This window comes from Telluria sp. ZB4P36, assembly GCF_059685865.1.
The window spans coordinates 523,428-539,509 of sequence record NZ_JCASIE010000001.1 but is presented as its reverse complement, the minus strand read 5'-3'; the positions used below and the strand labels follow the sequence as shown (position 1 = coordinate 539,509).

Annotated in this window: 15 protein-coding genes; 4 read left to right on the top strand and 11 right to left on the bottom strand. The window is 65.5% G+C overall.

Annotated features, from left to right (window positions below; all coding sequences use genetic code 11):
• Nucleotides 1-8: 8 nt before the first annotated feature.
• The 6 genes from tal to pgi all read right to left on the bottom strand — a co-directional run bounded on the left by tal (nucleotide 9) and on the right by pgi (nucleotide 6,562).
• Nucleotides 9-938 (bottom strand): transaldolase, encoded by a 930-nt coding sequence (tal, locus tag AC56LK_RS02475; RefSeq protein WP_497182974.1) that lies wholly within the window; start codon nucleotides 936-938, stop codon nucleotides 9-11.
• Nucleotides 939-964: 26 nt separating this feature from the next.
• Nucleotides 965-1,462, bottom strand: a complete 498-nt coding sequence (locus AC56LK_RS02470) for a GAF domain-containing protein (protein ID WP_497182973.1) — start codon at nucleotides 1,460-1,462, stop codon at nucleotides 965-967.
• Nucleotides 1,463-1,530: 68 nt separating this feature from the next.
• A complete protein-coding gene (locus AC56LK_RS02465) occupies nucleotides 1,531-2,385 on the bottom strand; it encodes an SIS domain-containing protein (protein WP_497182972.1) in 855 nt (284 codons plus the stop codon).
• 12 nt (nucleotides 2,386-2,397) lie between these two features.
• On the bottom strand, nucleotides 2,398-3,867 hold the full coding sequence (zwf, locus tag AC56LK_RS02460) for a glucose-6-phosphate dehydrogenase (RefSeq protein ID WP_497182971.1): 1,470 nt from the start codon (nucleotides 3,865-3,867) through the stop codon (nucleotides 2,398-2,400).
• Nucleotides 3,868-3,994: 127 nt separating this feature from the next.
• The gene (locus AC56LK_RS02455; RefSeq protein WP_497182970.1) at nucleotides 3,995-4,891 is read right to left on the bottom strand and encodes an SMP-30/gluconolactonase/LRE family protein; all 897 of its coding nucleotides are present in this window, start codon (nucleotides 4,889-4,891) and stop codon (nucleotides 3,995-3,997) included.
• A gap of 27 nt (nucleotides 4,892-4,918) precedes the next feature.
• Nucleotides 4,919-6,562 carry a glucose-6-phosphate isomerase gene (gene pgi, locus AC56LK_RS02450; protein ID WP_497182969.1) on the bottom strand — a complete coding sequence of 548 codons (1,644 nt, stop codon included), beginning with the start codon at nucleotides 6,560-6,562 and terminating at the stop codon, nucleotides 4,919-4,921.
• A 226-nt stretch (nucleotides 6,563-6,788) separates the two neighbouring features.
• Here pgi and edd point away from each other — a divergent pair, with 226 nt between their 5' ends.
• The 4 genes from edd (at nucleotide 6,789) to AC56LK_RS02430 (ending at nucleotide 11,647) form a co-directional block, all read left to right on the top strand.
• Nucleotides 6,789-8,708, top strand: coding sequence for a phosphogluconate dehydratase (edd, locus tag AC56LK_RS02445; protein WP_497182968.1), 1,920 nt, complete (start codon nucleotides 6,789-6,791; stop codon nucleotides 8,706-8,708).
• Nucleotides 8,705-9,328: a bifunctional 4-hydroxy-2-oxoglutarate aldolase/2-dehydro-3-deoxy-phosphogluconate aldolase gene (eda, locus tag AC56LK_RS02440; protein WP_497182967.1), complete on the top strand. Its 624-nt coding sequence runs from the start codon at nucleotides 8,705-8,707 to the stop codon at nucleotides 9,326-9,328. Before edd ends, eda begins: the two co-directional genes overlap by 4 nt.
• Before the next feature lie 7 nt (nucleotides 9,329-9,335).
• On the top strand, nucleotides 9,336-9,893 hold the full coding sequence (locus AC56LK_RS02435; RefSeq protein WP_497182966.1) for a Rhs element Vgr protein: 558 nt from the start codon (nucleotides 9,336-9,338) through the stop codon (nucleotides 9,891-9,893).
• 146 nt (nucleotides 9,894-10,039) lie between these two features.
• Nucleotides 10,040-11,647 (top strand): methyl-accepting chemotaxis protein, encoded by a 1,608-nt coding sequence (locus AC56LK_RS02430; RefSeq protein ID WP_497182965.1) that lies wholly within the window; start codon nucleotides 10,040-10,042, stop codon nucleotides 11,645-11,647.
• A 9-nt stretch (nucleotides 11,648-11,656) separates the two neighbouring features.
• Here the strand turns inward: AC56LK_RS02430 and AC56LK_RS02425 are convergent, their stop codons facing one another.
• Genes AC56LK_RS02425 through AC56LK_RS02405 form a run of 5 tightly spaced genes read right to left on the bottom strand, consistent with a single transcriptional unit; the run spans nucleotide 11,657 to nucleotide 16,013 of the window.
• Nucleotides 11,657-12,412: a hypothetical protein gene (locus tag AC56LK_RS02425; RefSeq protein WP_497182964.1), complete on the bottom strand. Its 756-nt coding sequence runs from the start codon at nucleotides 12,410-12,412 to the stop codon at nucleotides 11,657-11,659.
• Nucleotides 12,409-12,849, bottom strand: a complete 441-nt coding sequence (locus AC56LK_RS02420) for a GNAT family N-acetyltransferase (protein WP_497182963.1) — start codon at nucleotides 12,847-12,849, stop codon at nucleotides 12,409-12,411. The genes AC56LK_RS02425 and AC56LK_RS02420 overlap by 4 nt, the downstream gene beginning before the upstream one ends.
• Nucleotides 12,842-14,065: an ABC transporter permease gene (locus tag AC56LK_RS02415; protein ID WP_497182962.1), complete on the bottom strand. Its 1,224-nt coding sequence runs from the start codon at nucleotides 14,063-14,065 to the stop codon at nucleotides 12,842-12,844. The genes AC56LK_RS02420 and AC56LK_RS02415 overlap by 8 nt, the downstream gene beginning before the upstream one ends.
• Nucleotides 14,062-14,808, bottom strand: a complete 747-nt coding sequence (locus AC56LK_RS02410; RefSeq protein WP_497182961.1) for an ABC transporter ATP-binding protein — start codon at nucleotides 14,806-14,808, stop codon at nucleotides 14,062-14,064. The genes AC56LK_RS02415 and AC56LK_RS02410 overlap by 4 nt, the downstream gene beginning before the upstream one ends.
• Nucleotides 14,805-16,013 carry an efflux RND transporter periplasmic adaptor subunit gene (locus tag AC56LK_RS02405; RefSeq protein WP_497182960.1) on the bottom strand — a complete coding sequence of 403 codons (1,209 nt, stop codon included), beginning with the start codon at nucleotides 16,011-16,013 and terminating at the stop codon, nucleotides 14,805-14,807. Before AC56LK_RS02405 ends, AC56LK_RS02410 begins: the two co-directional genes overlap by 4 nt.
• Between the last annotated feature and the right edge of the window lie 69 nt (nucleotides 16,014-16,082).

Here is a 16,082-nt window from a genome sequence, read left to right as displayed (position 1 = left end):
TTTCCTTGTTACTTCATTTCTTCGATCATCTTCTTCAGCTTGATCGAATCCGCCACGAAGGCGCGGATGCCTTCGGCCAGCTTCTCGGTTCCCATCGCGTCTTCATTCAGCATGAAGCGGAAGGTCTTCTCGTCGATTGCGATCTTCCGGATGTCAGCGTTGGCATCGGCCACCAGCTTGCGCTCGACCGGCGCCTGGGTGTCGGCCAGCTTCTGCAGCAGGTCCGGCGAGATGGTCAGCAGGTCGCAGCCCGCCAGTTCCAGGATCTGCGAGGTGTTGCGGAAGCTCGCGCCCATGACTTCGGTCTTGTAGCCGAACTTGCGGTAGTACTGGTAGATGCGCTTGACCGACTGCACGCCCGGATCGTCGGCGCCCTGGTACTCAAGGCCGGTCGACTTCTTGTACCAGTCGTAGATGCGGCCGACGAAGGGCGAGATCAGCTGGACGCCCGCTTCGGCGCAGGCGATCGCCTGGCACAGCGAGAACAGCAGGGTCAGGTTGCAGTGAATGCCTTCCTTCTCCAGGATCTCGGCGGCGCGGATGCCTTCCCAGGTCGAGGCGATCTTGATCAGCACGCGCTCGCGCGACACGCCGGCCTTCTCGTACAGGGCGATCAGCTCGCGGCCCTTGGCGACGGTGGCTTCGGTATCGAAGGACAGGGCGGCATCGATCTCGGTCGAGACGCGGCCCGGCACGTACTTCAGGATCTCGACGCCGAAACCGATCAGGAGGTTGTCGACGATTTCATCGACCGTGGCGTGGGGCGCATCGGCGATCGCCTTTTCCAGCAGCGGACGGTATTCCGGCTTCTGCACGGCCTTCAGGATCAGCGACGGATTGGTGGTCGCATCCTGCGGCGCGTAGGCCTTGATCGACTGGAAGTCGCCGGTATCGGCGACGACGGTGGTGTATTGCTTGAGTTGTTCGAGTTGGTTCATGGCGGGGCGCTTAAAGATGAGTCAAATTAAAAGTCGGTGCCGTCGATGAAGGCGGCGAGCATGCCTTCCAGGCCGGCGCGGTCTTCGTCCGAGAAGCGGTTCAGTACCGGGCTGTCGATGTCGAACACGCCCAGCAGCACGCCGTCCTTGATCACCGGGATCACGATCTCGGATGCCGAGGCCGAATCGCAGGCGATATGGCCCGGGAAGGCGTGCACGTCCGGCACGACGATGGTCTTGCGCTCGACCGCGGTGGTGCCGCAGACGCCGCGGCCGAAGGGAATGCGGGCGCAGGCCGGCTTGCCCTGGAAGGGGCCGACCAGCAAATCCTGGCCGTCGCCCTTGCGGGCCGGCACGGTGAAGTAGAAGCCGGCCCAGTTCAGGTCGGCGAGGGTGTCGTACACGAGGGCAGAGAACTGCGCGGCGTTCGCCATCAAATTGCGTTCGCCTTCGAGGACGCTTTCGACCTGGCGCACCAGCAGGGCGTAGTCAGGGCGGGAGCTGCGTTCGGGATTGATGTGCATGGCGTGACCCGGGATGCTATGGAAACCGGGTATTTTACACCTGCGCGAATGTGCGCGCCGCCGGCGGCTCAGCCGAGGAAGGAATCGAACTGCATGTCGAATTCCTGCAGCGCCTTCTGCGCGTTCTGCATTTTCTTGCGGAATTCCGGCCCGCGCCGCAGCGCCAGCCCCACCGCCAGCACGTCGATCACGACCAGGTAAGCCAGGCGCGCTGAAATCGGCGTGTAGGGGTCGATCGCGAACACCAGGTCGATCGGGATGAACAGGGTCGCGATCTCGGCCAGCGGCGTCCCGGAGGGCGCCAGCACGATCACGTCGGCGCCGCCGCGCCGCGCCAGCTTGGCCGAGCGGGTCAGCGCCGGATTATTGCCGCGCTGCGAAATCGCCACCACCGCATCGCCTTCGCGCAGCAGGGCCGCGGCGATCGAGTGGATCGCCGGATCGGTATAGGCGACCGTCGGCACCCCCGAGCGGAAGAACTTGTGCTGGGCGTCGGCGGCCACGAAGCCCGACGAGCCCTGGCCGTAGAACTCGATCTTGTTGGCGCGCGACAGGATGTCGAGCGCCTTCTGGACCAGTTCCGGCTTGAGGTTGTTGCGCAGGTCGAGCAGGGTGTTGATCGAACGGCTGCAGATCTTGTTCACCAGGTCGGACGCCAGGTCGTCCGGCGCCGGCTGCTCGTTCGCACCCGGCAGGGCCAGGGCGAGACCCTGGGCCAGCTTGAGCTTGAACTCGTGCCAGCCGTCGTAGCCGAGGGTGCGGCAGAAACGCACCACGGTGGGTTCGGACACCTGGGCGCTCTTGGCCAGCGCCGTGATGTTCTGGCTCACCGTCACGGAAGGCGCGGCGAGCACGGCGAGCGCCACCTTGCGCTCGGATTTCGAGAGCGAGTCGAGCTGGGTACGGATGGAATCGAGCAGCATGATGGCCTAGGTTCAGTCTTCCGGCAGCACTTCTTCGCGCCACTGCAGCCCGTCGCGGCCGATCAGCGCGCTCGCGGCGGCAGGGCCCCAGGTGCCCGAGGTATATGGTACCGGCGCGTTGTCGTTCTGCTCCCAGTGCTGCAGGATCGGCTCGACCCATTCCCAGGCCGCTTCCAGCTCGTCGCCGCGCATGAACAGGGTCAGCTGGCCGCGCAGCACGTCGACCAGCAGGCGCTCGTAGGCTTCCATGCGCGGGCTGGTGAACTGCTCGCGGAAATCGAGTTCGAGCTCGGCCTGCTTCAGGCGCATCGAATCGCCCGGGGTCTTGGCCATCAGGTTCATCGACAGGCCTTCGTCCGGCTGCAGGCGGATCACCAGGCTGTTGGGCTGGAAGCTCGAGGTCGGCTGGTTGAAGATCGAATGCGGGATCTGCTTGAAGCGCACCACGATCTCGGCCAGGCGGTCGGCCATGCGTTTGCCGGTGCGCAGGTAGAAGGGCACGCCGGCCCAGCGCCAGGTGTCGATCTCGGCCTTCATGGCCACGAAGGTCTCGGTCTTCGAGCCCTTCGGCGCTTCCGGTTCTTCGCGGTAGCCCGGCACGGCCTGGCCGTCGATGTGTCCGGAGCGGTACTGGCCGCGCACGATGTTCTGCGCCAGCGTGGTCGGGGTGAAGCGCTTTAAGGACCTCAATACCTGCAGCTTGGCGTCGCGCACGGCGTCAGGCGCGATCGAGGTGGGCGGTTCCATCGCCACGATGCACAGCAGCTGCAGCAGGTGGTTCTGCAGCATGTCGCGCAGCGCGCCCGAGGTGTCGTAGTAGCCCAGGCGGTTGCCGACGCCGATCTTCTCGGCGATGGTGATCTGCACGTCCGAGATCCATTCGCGGCGCCACAGCGGCTCGAACAGGATGTTCCCGAAGCGCAGGGCCAGCAGGTTCTGCACGGTCTCCTTGCCCAGGTAGTGGTCGATCCGGTAGATCTGCGACTCGGCGAACACCTTGCCGACATCCAGGTTGATCTGCTTGGCCGAGGCCAGGTCGCGGCCCAGCGGCTTTTCCAGCACCACGCGCGAGCTCGGCGTCACCAACGTCGTTTCGGCCAGGTTGTCGCAGATGGTCGCGAACAAATGCGGCGGAGTCGCGAGGTAGTAGACGCGGGTCAGTCCCTCGTCCTGGCGCAGGGCCTCGGCCAGCGGGCCAAAGGTGGACAGGTCGGTGGCGTTCAGCGACACGTAGACGATGCGCTTCAGGAATCTCGCCCAGGTGTCGCTGGCCGGCGCCTCCTTGATGTGCGGCTTCGAGTTCTTTTCGATGAACGCGAGGAAGTCTTCCTGTGTGAAGTCGTCGCGGCCCACGCAAATGATGCGGGCCGTGTCGGGCAGGTCGTGGCAGACGTCGCGCGCATACATTGCAGGGAGCAGCTTGCGCATCGCAAGGTCGCCGCTGCCACCAAAGAAAACGAGGTCGAAATCGGAAAGGGCCATGGGATATCTGAAAGAGGAGGGTAAGCGTTTGTGTAAATTTACTACACGATTATTCGCTTAGCAAGAAAATATACTACGGAATTGCCTGCTTGGGAACAGGGCCGGCAGTGCCGGCCCCGTGCAAGCATCAACGGTGATGCAGGTACTCCGGCTCTTCGCGCCCGGCGACATCGACACGGATAGCCAGCAGCTTGCCGCTGAGCGGATACTGCGCCAGCTCCTCGGCCGAGCGGCCATGGCTGGCGCTGGTGATGTAAAGCGTGCGCAGGTCCGAGCCGCCGAAGGCGACCGAGGTCGGGCAGCGCACCGGCAGCAGGATCTCGCGCAGGATCTCGCCGCTTGGGGCCAGCCGCAGCACGCGCCCGCCTTCGAACATCGCCACCCAGTAGGCGCCTTCGCTGTCGACGGTGGCGCCGTCCGGACGGCCGCCGTAGTCCGGGGCCGATTTGTCGGTCGAGAAGGTCTTGATCGTGCGCCCATTCGATTGGACGCCGGTCGCCGGATCGTAGTCGTAGCAGTCGATCCGGTGGGTGGTGGTATCGGCATGGAACATCGTGCGGCCGTCCAGGCTCCAGGCCAGGCCGTTCGAGTTGGTCATGCCGCCCGTCCAGGCGCGGCGCAGCTGGCCCTGCTCGAGCACGTACATCTCGGCCGCCGGCTTGTCGCGCGGCTCGTACATGGTGCCGATCCAGAAGCGGCCCGCCGGATCCACGCGGCCGTCGTTGAAGCGGACGATGGACGTGTCGTAGGGCGCGTCGGCGATCGGCGTTTCCTTGCCGCTGGTGGTGTTCAGGCAGATCAGGCCCGTGCGCGTTGATACCACCAGGTTGTTGTCGCCGTCGATGGCCAGGGCCGAGGGCTCGGAGCCCATCTTCCAGTACGAATACTTGCCGCTGGCCGGGTGCACGCGGTTGACCGTGTGCCCGTTGATGTCGACCCAGTACAGCGCCGACTCGACTTCGTGCCAGGTTGCTGCTTCGCCGACGAGCATCGGCGCGTCGTGCACCACTTCGAATTTATCCATTGCCATATGATTGCGTGTGGTTCAGGTTCAGACGGCGGCCTTGGCGCGGGCGATCAGGCCGTTGGTGGAGCTGTCGTGATTGGCCGGCTGCGGCTCGCCCGCCAGCTCGGCTTCGATCTTCTTCGCCAGCACCTTGCCCAGTTCAACGCCCCACTGGTCGAAACTGTTGACATTCCAGATCACGCCCTGCACGAAGGTCTTGTGTTCGTACAGCGCGATCAGGGCGCCCAGGGTGGACGGCGTCAGGCGTTCCATCAGGATGGTGTTGCTCGGGCGGTTGCCCGGGAAGGTCTTGTGCGGCGCCAGGCGCTCGACTTCTTCGGGCGCCAGTCCCTGCGCCTGCAGGTCGGCACGGACCTCGTCAATCGTCTTGCCCTTCATGAAGGCTTCCGACTGCGCGAAGCAGTTCGCCAGCAGGGCGGTGTGGTGATGCTGCATCTCGTGGGCCGGACGCAGGGCGGCGATGAAGTCGATCGGGGTCAGGTCGGTGCCCTGGTGGAGCAGCTGGAAGTAGGCGTGCTGGCCGTTGGTGCCCGGCTCGCCCCAGATCGCCGGGCAGGTCGGGGTGTCGACCGGGTCGCCGTCGCGGGTGACGCACTTGCCGTTGCTTTCCATGTCGAGCTGCTGCAGGTAGGCCGGGAAGCGGTTCAGGTCCTGGTGGTAGGGCGCGATCGTGACCGAGTGGGCATCCAGGAACTCGCGGTTCCAGAAGCCGACCAGGGCCAGCAACATCGGCATGTTCTGCTCGACCGGAGACGTGCGGAAGTGCTCGTCCATCTCGTGGGCGCCGGCCAGGAAATCGCTGAAGTAGCCGAAGCCGACCGCCAGCGCCACCGACAGGCCGATCGCCGACCACACCGAATAACGGCCGCCGACCCAGTCCCAGAACGGGAACATGTTGGCCGGGTCGATGCCGAAAGCCTTGATCGCCTCGGTATTCGTCGAGACGGCGACGAAGTGCTTCGCCAAGGCCGCTTCCGGTGCATGGTTCAGGAACCAGCTGCGCGCGGTCTGCGCGTTCATCATGGTCTCGGCGGTGGTGAAGGTCTTGGAGGCGACGATGAAGAGCGTGGTTTCCGGATCGACCTGGGACAGGGCCGCGTCCATGTCGTGGCCGTCGACGTTCGACACGAAGTGCATGCGCAGACGCGGATGGGCATAGTGGCGCAGGGCCAGCACGACCATCTTCGGGCCCAGGTCGGAACCTCCGATGCCGATGTTCACGATGTCGGTGATCGGCTTGCCGGTGTGGCCCAGCCATTCGCCGCTGCGCACCGCATCGGTGAAGCTCTTGACGCGGTCGAGCACGGCGTGCACCTCTAGGTTGACGTCCTGGCCGTCGACGCTGAGCGCCGCGCCGCGCGGGGCGCGCAGGGCGGTGTGCAGGACGGCGCGGTTCTCGGTATTGTTGATGCGTTCGCCGGCAAACATGGCGTCGCGTTGGGTCTCCACGCCGCGCTCGCGTGCCAGCGCCGCCAGCAGTTCAAGCGTGCGCCCGTCGAGGCGATTTTTTGAATAGTCTAGGAACAGCCCCGCGGCTTCGAGCGACATGCGCTCGAAGCGCTGTGGATCGGCGGCGAAGAGGCTGCGCATCTCCCAGTCTTCGGCCGCGAGGGCATGGTTTTCGAGGGCTTGGAAGCTGGCGGTGCTGGTCAAGGATGGCGTGCGCATGGGGTCGGTGTCGAGGGAACAATATTGTCAAGTGCAGATTATCGAATAATACAGGAAGCAAGCGTAAATTCACTACACAAAAACTAGCCGCTTTGATCAGGGCTTTCGCTGCGCGAGGTTCCCGCTCCGGACGAGTTCAGTCTGGGTTGAGAGGCAAACCGCGCTATCTGCGCTGCTTTCAAATTCGTAGTAAAATTTCAGATACCAACTAACGAAGGAATCGAACATGGCGCTGCATCCTGTAGTAGAACAGGTAACGAACCGGATCATCAAGCGAAGCCGTCCCTCGCGCGCGGCCTACCTCGCTCACCTTGAAGCGGCCCGCGTGCAGGGCGTGCAGCGCGGGTCGTTGTCGTGCACCAACCTCGCGCACGGCTTCGCCGCCTTCCCGGCCAACGACAAGCTCAAGCTGAAGGAATACAAGAAGCCGTCGGTGGCGATCGTCTCCTCCTACAACGACATGCTGTCGGCCCACCAGCCCTTCGAGACCTACCCGCAGCTGATCAAGGAAGCCGTGCGCGAGGTCGACGCCGTGGCCCAGTTCGCGGGCGGCGTGCCGGCCATGTGCGACGGCGTGACGCAAGGCCAGCCGGGCATGGAGCTGTCGCTGTTCTCGCGCGACACCATCGCCATGGCGACCGCGGTCGCGATGTCGCACAATATGTTCGACTCGGCCCTGTACCTGGGCATCTGCGACAAGATCGTGCCGGGCCTGCTGATCGGCGCGCTGCATTTCGGCCACATCCCGGGCATCTTCGTGCCGGGCGGCCCGATGACTACCGGTATCTCGAACAAGCAGAAGGCGGCGATCCGCCAGCGCTACGCCAAGGGCGAAGCCACCCGCGAGGAACTGCTGGAAGGCGAATCCGCCTCCTACCACGGCGCCGGCACCTGCACCTTCTACGGCACCGCCAACAGCAACCAGATGCTGATGGAGATGATGGGCCTGCACATGCCGGGCTCCGCCTTCATCACCCCGGGCACGCCGCTGCGCGACGCACTGACGCGCGCAGCAAGCCATCAGGCGGTCGCGATCTCCCAGCAGGGCAGCAACTACATGCCGATCGGCCGCATCGTCGACGAGAAGAGCATCGTCAACGCCATCGTCGCGCTGCACGCGACCGGCGGCTCGACCAACCACACCCTGCACATCATCGCGATCGCGCGGGCGGCGGGCATCGTGGTCGACTGGAACGATTTCGACGAACTGTCGAAAGTCGTGCCCTCGCTGACGCGCATCTACCCGAACGGCGAAGCGGACGTGAACCACTTCCAGGCCGCCGGCGGCCCGGGCTTCGTGATCCGCGAACTGCTCGATGCCGGCCTGGCGCACGAGGACGTCAACACCATCCTCGGCCACGGCCTGCGCGCGCACTGCAAGGAGCCTTTCCTGGGCGAGGACGGCAAGCTCGTGTTCCGCGACGCGCCGGCGCAAAGCGGCGACGAAGCCGTGCTGCGCCCGGCCAGCAATCCTTTCTCGAACAACGGCGGCATGGTGCTGGTGCAGGGCAACCTGGGCCGCGCCGTGATGAAGATCTCGGCGGTCAAGTCCGAGTACCACGTGATCGAAGCGCCGGCACTGACCTTCGATTCGCAGGAAGACTTCATGCAGCGCTACAAGGACGGCCTGCTGAACCGCGACTTCGTGGCCGTGATCCGCTTCCAGGGCCCGCGCGCCAACGGCATGCCGGAACTGCATGCACTGACCCCGGCGCTGTCGAACCTGCAGGATGCCGGCTTCAAGGTGGCGATGGTCACCGACGGCCGCATGTCCGGCGCTTCCGGCAAGGTGCCGGCGGCGATCCACGTGTCGCCCGAGATCCTGGCCGGCGGCCCGCTCGGCCTGGTGCGCGAGGGCGACATCATCCGCGTCGACGCCACCACCGGCTCGCTCGAAGCCCTGGTGCCGGACGATGTCTGGGCGTCGCGCAGCATGGCGACCGCCGACCTGTCGAAGAGCCACATCGGCATGGGACGCGAACTGTTCGCGATGTTCCGCTCCCATTCCAGCCCGGCGGAGCTGGGGGCGGCGACGTTCCCGCTGCCGTCGCCGATTGATACCACCGTACCGCTGCACGACGGCATCCAGACCGACGAAGTGCAACCCGGTTCCGACGAAGACTTTCTCTTTAGGACGCAGAAATGACCTTACTTGAAATCATGCGCTCGGCGAGCGTGATCCCCGTCATCGCCATCGACGACCCGGCCCACGCCGTACCGCTGGCGAAGGCCCTGGTGGCGGGAGGCATCCGCGTGCTGGAAGTGACGCTGCGGACCGAACACGGCCTGCAGGCGATCCGCGACATGAGCGGCGTCGAAGGTGCGATCGTCGGCGTCGGCACCCTGACCCAGCCGCACGAGTTCGCGGCCTCGCGCGATGCGGGCGCCGTGTTCGGCGTGTCGCCGGGCCTGACCCCTTCGCTCATCGAGGCGTCCAGGAAGAGCGGCCTGCCGCTGCTGCCGGGCGTGATGACCCCGTCCGAAGTGATGGCGGCGCGCGAGCACGGCTTCAAGCAGCTGAAACTGTTCCCGGCGGTGCCGGCGGGCGGCGTCGGCATGCTGAACGCGATCGGCGGTCCGCTGCCGGACGTGACCTTCTGCCCGACCGGCGGCATCTCGATCGAGACCGCGCCGAAGTTCCTGGCCTGTAAGAACGTGGCCTGCGTGGGCGGTTCCTGGCTCACGCCGAAGGACCTGATCGCGGCCGGCGACTGGGCCGGGATCACCGAACTGGCAAAGGCGGCGGCCGCGCTGCGTGCCGGCTGAGCGTTCCATGAAACGCCCTCGTTCCCGGCCCCTGACCGGGAACGAGATCGCGATGGCGTCGCTGCTGTTCCGCGACGCCATCGACTACAGCCGCGTCCGTATTCACGGCCGGCGTTACATGCCTTTCCAGCCGAAGAACTGCTGCATGACGCCGAACGGCAGCATGTACTTTCACCGGTCCTGCTTCCTTCCCGATTACACGCGTGGGGATCCGACCGCGATCCACTGGTTCATCCATGAGATGGTGCATGTGTGGCAGCATCAGCTGGGCTATCCGGTGCGTTTGCGCGGGGCCATCCGGCTTGGCCTGCCATATGCCTATTCGCTGCGCGCGGGAACCACGCTGGCGGACTACAACATGGAAGCGCAAGGCGACCTGCTGGCCGATTATTTCGTGCTGAAGTACCTGAAGAAGCCGCAAGCGATGCGGCAAGCGCAATACCGCGACAGCCTGCCGATGTTCGAGCAAGTGCTCGCCGGCTTCCTTGCCGCGCCCCGTAATTCGGACAACCTGCACCGTGGGGTGGCGCGCTGGCTGGCTCGCCGCGCCATGCGTCGATCCTAGCTATTGTTTCCGCGCAACACTGTGATAATCGGCTAGATTTGCATTGCAAGCGCTGCTGTAGCATTGATGAGCGTATTTCCATGCAGCAACATCAAGCCCGTGTTGACCTGCTTCTCATCTCACAAACCAAGCTACGCTGCATCTCCATGTTAAAAAATCTGAAAATCGGCGTGCGTCTTGCGCTGTCATTCGCGGTGGTCGGCGCCTTGACCATCCTGCTTGCCGTCATCGCCGTGCTGCGGATGAACGAAACCGCCCACGTGATCGCCGAAGAAAAGCGTATCCGGACCACCGAAGTCGCCCGCCTGTACGAGCTGCGGGAGGCTCTGGGCCAGACCGGCCTCGCGGCGCGCAATGCCTTCATCTACGAGCGCAATGAAGACGCGCTCCGAGAGCTCGACGTGCTCGACCAGCAAAAGGCGCTCTACCTGCAACGCCTGCAGCAGCTCGAGCCGATCCTGAAGGGACGTGCCGATTTCGACAAGGCGAGTGCCGGCCTGAAGGCGATGGCGCAGGCACTTGAGCGGCCCCGGCAGTTCCGCCAGGCGAACCAGATGGCGGAGTTCGGAACCTTCCTGGTGAACGATTGCAGCCCGCTGCGCCGGCAGATCGTCACCGACCTGGACGTCATCATCAAGAGTATCGACTCGGAACTGCACCGGGCGAGCGACGACGTCGATACCGTGCTCGACGCCTCCAGAACGGTGGTGCTCGCGATCGCGCTGGCCGCCTTGCTGATCGGCGGCGTGCTGGCGGTGCTGGTCACCCGCAGCATTACCCGTCCTCTCGGCCGTGCCACCGCATTCGCCGAAGCCGTGGCGGTCGGCGACCTGAGCGCACGCATCCGCTCCACCTCGTCCGACGAGATCGGCACACTGTTGCTCGCCCTGGGCAATATGCGCGCAGGCCTGGCAAAGATTGTCCATGAAGTACGTTCGCGCGGCGATGCGATTTCGCGCAGCAGCGACGAGATCGCAGCGGGCAACATGGACCTGTCGGCCCGTACCGAACAGCAGGCCGGCTCGCTGGAAGAAACCGCCTCCTCGATGGAAGAGCTGACCTCGACCGTCAAGCAGAACGCCGACAACGCCCGCCAGGCCAACGTGCTGGCGGAAGCGGCCTCGCAGGTGGCGCAGCGCGGCGGCGCCGTGATCGGCCAGGTGGTCGGCACCATGTCCGACATCGATGCGTCGTCCGGCAAGATCAGCGACATCATCGGCGTCATCGACGGCATCGCCTTCCAGACCAACATCCTCGCACTGAATGCAGCCGTGGAAGCGGCGCGGGCGGGCGAACAGGGCCGCGGCTTCGCGGTGGTGGCGAGCGAGGTGCGCAACCTGGCCCAGCGATCGGCGGCGGCGGCCAAGGAAATCAAGAGCCTGATCCACGACTCGTCCGAAAAGGTCGCCAGCGGCAGCAAGCTGGTGGCCGAAGCCGGCGCCACCATGCAGGAAATCGTCGACAGCGTGCGCCGCGTGACCGACATCATGGGCGAGATCACCTCGGCAAGCCAGGAGCAGACGGCCGGCATCGAGCAGATCAACCAGGCAGTAGTGGAGATGGACCGTGCGACGCAGCAGAACGCCGCGCTGGTGGAAGAGGCGGCGGCTGCGGCCGAAGCGATGAAGGAACAGGCGGCCATGCTGAATACGGCCGTTGCCGCGTTCCGCACCGACGCAGGGCAGGAGGGGACGCCGGCTGTTGCCACGGCGCGGTCCGCCGCAAGACCGCCGCTCAGGCCGATGCTGGCCTGAGGACGCTTTTCAGATACCGCCCCTGCTCAGGGTGACGATCTCGAGCGGACCGATAAACCGGATGTCGGCTGGCCCGGCATTCGCCTTGGCGGGATCGAACTTCAGCACCCGGCAGGCGCCGTCGGTCTCGGTCTCGGCCGCGTACCCGCCGATCTCGATGCGCCCCTCGTTCGTCCGGAAGCAGGCCCTGAGTCCGTCGTATGCGACCATGCGGACTTCACGCAGGCCATTCCGGTTGAACGGGATCTGGTGCTGTACCGACCTGACCTCGCTCATCGCCTGCGCAAACGTGGCATAGGAGATGACCTGGCGCTCGCCGACCCGCAGCTTCCATTCCAGGGCGACGCGTCCTTCCCTGGTGGGGGTGTTGAACATGATGGTCGCATTCTCGTGCACGGCCTCGCGCAGCTCGGGCAGAAGGAAATAACCGCCGCGGGTGACCGGAACGACGTGATCGGTCGTGTCGCCGACGATGGCGACCGCCCAGGACTTGGGATCGAAGCGATCGTAGTCCGGCCCCTTGTCGCTGGCAAAATTCACCCGAAGCCGCACGTCGACGACGCGCCGCCGTTCGGGAAGGAGCGACTGCACATAGTTCTGGATGTAGAGGAAGTCCTTGTAGGGCAGGTCGCCGGGATTGGTCTTGCGGTGGACTTTCACCGGCGGCAGTTCTTTCAGTACCGGCGCGCTGGCATCCTGGGCGGATGCGCAAGCGGCCGGAAAGGCCAGGAAGGCAGCAACTACGGCACGGGCGCGCATGTTCATCGCATGTCGTCTCGCCTGGCTAAAACGAATTCGGCCTCGGCGCCCTGGCCCGGCATCCTGGTCCAGCCCTGGGCCTGATAGAACCGGTCGGCCCTGGTGCCGGGTGTCGTACCAAGCTTGACACGCTCGTGCCCGAGTTCGAACAGCCAGTCGACCGCCAGCGCGAGCAGGGCCTTGCCGAGTCCCCGTCCTTCCATTCCCGGGCTGACGAACAGCGCCCAGATCGACGCATCGTGCCGGTCCGCATAGCAGAAGGCGGCCACCGCGCCGTCGACTTCCGCCACCCAGCCCCGCCCATCCTTCTCGAGATAATCCTCGTACATCTGCAGGGTCACGCGGGCCGGGTCGGACAGCACGTTCTCGCGGACCGACAGGCGGATCGCCGACATCGCCGGGATGTCGGCACTGCGGGCCCGGCGCAAGCGCAGCTCACTCATAGCGCAGGCAATCCACGGGCAGCAGGCGCGAAGCGCGGCGCGCCGGATAGAAGCCGAAGAACACGCCGACCGCCGTCGCGAAGCCGCAGGCCACCAGCACGCCCTGGAAGGTGAGGAAGACGTCGAACTCGCCGGTCGAGGTGATCGCCGCCGCACCGGCCGCCGCGATCGCGACGCCGACCAGGCCGCCGGCCACGCAGATCACGACCGACTCCGCCAGGAACTGCAGCAGCACCGCACCCGGCCGCGCACCGATGGCCATGCGGATGCCGATCTCGCGGGTGCGCTCGGTGACCGACACCAGCATGATGTTCATGATGCCGATCCCGCCCACCAGCAGGGAAATCGCGCCGATCAGGCCGAGCAGCAGGGCGACGCCCGCGCTGATCTTCTCGGCGGTCTCCGCGAACGAGGCGATGTTCTCGACCCGGAAGTCGTCCGGATCGCCGGGACGGATGCGGTGACGGACGCGCAGGGTTTCCTTGATGTCCTCCACCGCTTCGTCGAGCGACATGTCGGGCCGGCCCTGCGCGGCGATATAGTGGGCGTTCTGGGGGAAAGGCGTGCGGATCAGGTTCGCGCTGGCCGCCGTGCCCGGCACCAGCACCATGTCCGCGATGTTTCCGCCGTCGATCTGCTTGCCTTCGCCGGCCAGCACGCCGATCACCTGGAAGGCGACGTTCTCGATACGGATGTAGCGGCCGAGCGGATCGGTCCTGTAGAAGAACTGGTCCGCCACCTTCTGCCCGATGACCACCATGCGCGCCGACGAGCGCATGTCGGCTTCGCTGAAGGTGGTGCCGGCGTCGAGTTTCCAGTTGCGGATCTTGAACATGGCCGGGGTGACGCCATGCACGGTGCTGTTCGCGGTCTCGTTGCCGGCGCTGAGCTTGAAGCCGCCCTGCAGGGCAGGCGCCGCGCCGACCAGGCTTGGCAGCCGGTTCAGGGCCTCTGCATCGGCAAGGGTGATCGACTGTATCGCGCCGGCGCGTGCGCGGCGCTCGGAGGTACGGTCGCCGCCCGGGAACACGTAGATCATGTTGGTGCCCAGCTGCTGCAGTTCCTTGCCGATGAAGCGCTGCATGCTGTCGCCGATCGCGAGCAGCAGGACCACCGAGGCGATGCCGATGACGATGCCGAGCATGGTCAGGGCAGTGCGCAGGCGGTTGGCCGCCATCGAGCGGAAGGCTTCGATCAATACCTGGATGAAGTTCATGCCACCGCCTCCGCCGGGTTTGCGTGCGGATTGGTGTTCAGCTGGCGCAAGCCCTCGGCGGACGCTCCGTCGTACATGACCCGCCCGTCCTTCAGGCGCACCAGGCGGCGGCTGTAGGCGGCGACGTCGGGCTCGTGGGTGACGAGCACGATGGTGATGCCGCGCTCCTTGTTGAGTTCACGGAAGCTGTTCATGATGTCGTCGCTGGTATGCGTGTCGAGGTTGCCGGTCGGTTCGTCGGCCAGCAGCAGCGGCGGATCGGTGGCCAGGGCGCGGGCAATCGCCACGCGCTGCTGCTGGCCGCCCGACAGCTGGTTCGGCGTGCGTTTGGCCAGGCCGCCCAGGCCGACGCGTTCGAGCTCCTGCAGCGCGCGTGTGTGCGCCTTGCCGCGGCCGATCCCTGCATAGATCAGCGGCAGGGCCACGTTCTCGGCCACGCTCATGCGCTTGATCAGGTTGAAGCTCTGGAACACGAAGCCGATGGCGCGGTTGCGGATATCGGCCAGCTGGGCGCGCGACAGCGACAAGGTGTCGGCGCCGTCGAGCAGGTAGGTACCGCCGGTGGCCTGGTCGAGGCAGCCGAGGATGTTCATCAGGGTCGACTTGCCCGAGCCGGACTGGCCCATGATGGAGACGAAGTCGCCGCGCGCCACCTGCAGGTCGATCCCGTGCAATACCCGGGTCTCGACGCTGCCGCTCACATAGGTCTTGGTGACGCCGCGGATATCGATCAGCATGCTCATAGGCCTTCTTCAGGTTTCGCCAGGGCACGCGTGACGATCTGGTCGCCCGCCTTCAGGCCGCCGCCCAGCACTTCGGTATAGCGGAAGTTCGACAGGCCGACCCGGATGTCGACCGGCTGCGGCTCGTTCTTGGCATCCAGGCGGTAGACCTTGAACATGCGCGCCGTCTCGTTGGCGCTGCGGAAGGCCACGTCATCATCCGGGGCCGGCTTGAGGGCCGCCTGCCTGACCTCGGGCTTGGCTTTCTCCTTCTTGCGCAGCTTTTCCTGTTCTTCTTCCGGCAGCTGGAAGCGCAGGGCGGTGGTCGGGATGCGCAGCACGTTCGGGCGGTTGGCCACGACCAGGCGCACCTGGGCCGTCATGCCCGGCTTCAGCATCTCGTCCTTGTTGTCGACGTCGAGCACCACGTTGTAGGTGACGACGTTCTGCACCACGTTGGCGGCCAGGCGGAACTGGCGCATGGTGGCGTGGAATTCGCGGTCCGGATAGGCATCGACCACGAAGCGTGCCGGCAATCCGTCCCTCAGGGCGCCGACGTCGGCTTCCGAGACGCTGGTGTCGATCTGCATCTTGGTCAGGTCGCGCGCGATCTGGAACAGGTTCGGCGTATTGAACGAGGCGGCCACGGTCTGGCCCAGGTCGATGGTGCGCTTGATGATCACGCCGTCGATCGGGGAGCGGATCACGCTGTTGTTCAGGTCCGCACGGGCGCGGTCGAGCTGGGCCTGGGACAGCTGCACGTTGGCGCGGGCGACGTCCATCTCGCGGCGCGACCCGTCGAGCGCAGTGCTGGACACGAAGTGCTGCGCCACCAGCTGCTGGTTGCGCTGGTAGTTGGCCTCGGCCAGCCTGAGGTTGGCCAGGGCCGAGGCCTTGCTGGCCTCGAACTGGCGGATCTGGGCATTGAAGATGGTCGGGTCGAGCTTGAGCAGCACCTGCCCCTTGGTCACGCGGTCGTTGAAGTCGGCATTCAGTTCGACCACGGTGCCGGACACCTGCGAGCCGACGTTCACCAGCGCCACCGGGTTGATGGTGCCGGTGGCGGTGACGGTCTGGTTGATGGCGCCCGTGTCGACCGCCGCGCTACGGTACTTCGACGGCGGAATCTTGGGTTCGCCCTTCGGGACCAGCCAGAAGGCGGCGGCGCCGCCCACCACGACCAGCGCGGCGGCAATCGCCACCCGCTTCTTGGTAAAGAGTTTCATTGTGCTCTCGTTATGCCTGCGGAAAGACTTAGTGTGCTGTAGAGATATCAGCTTTGCAATGCATGATGC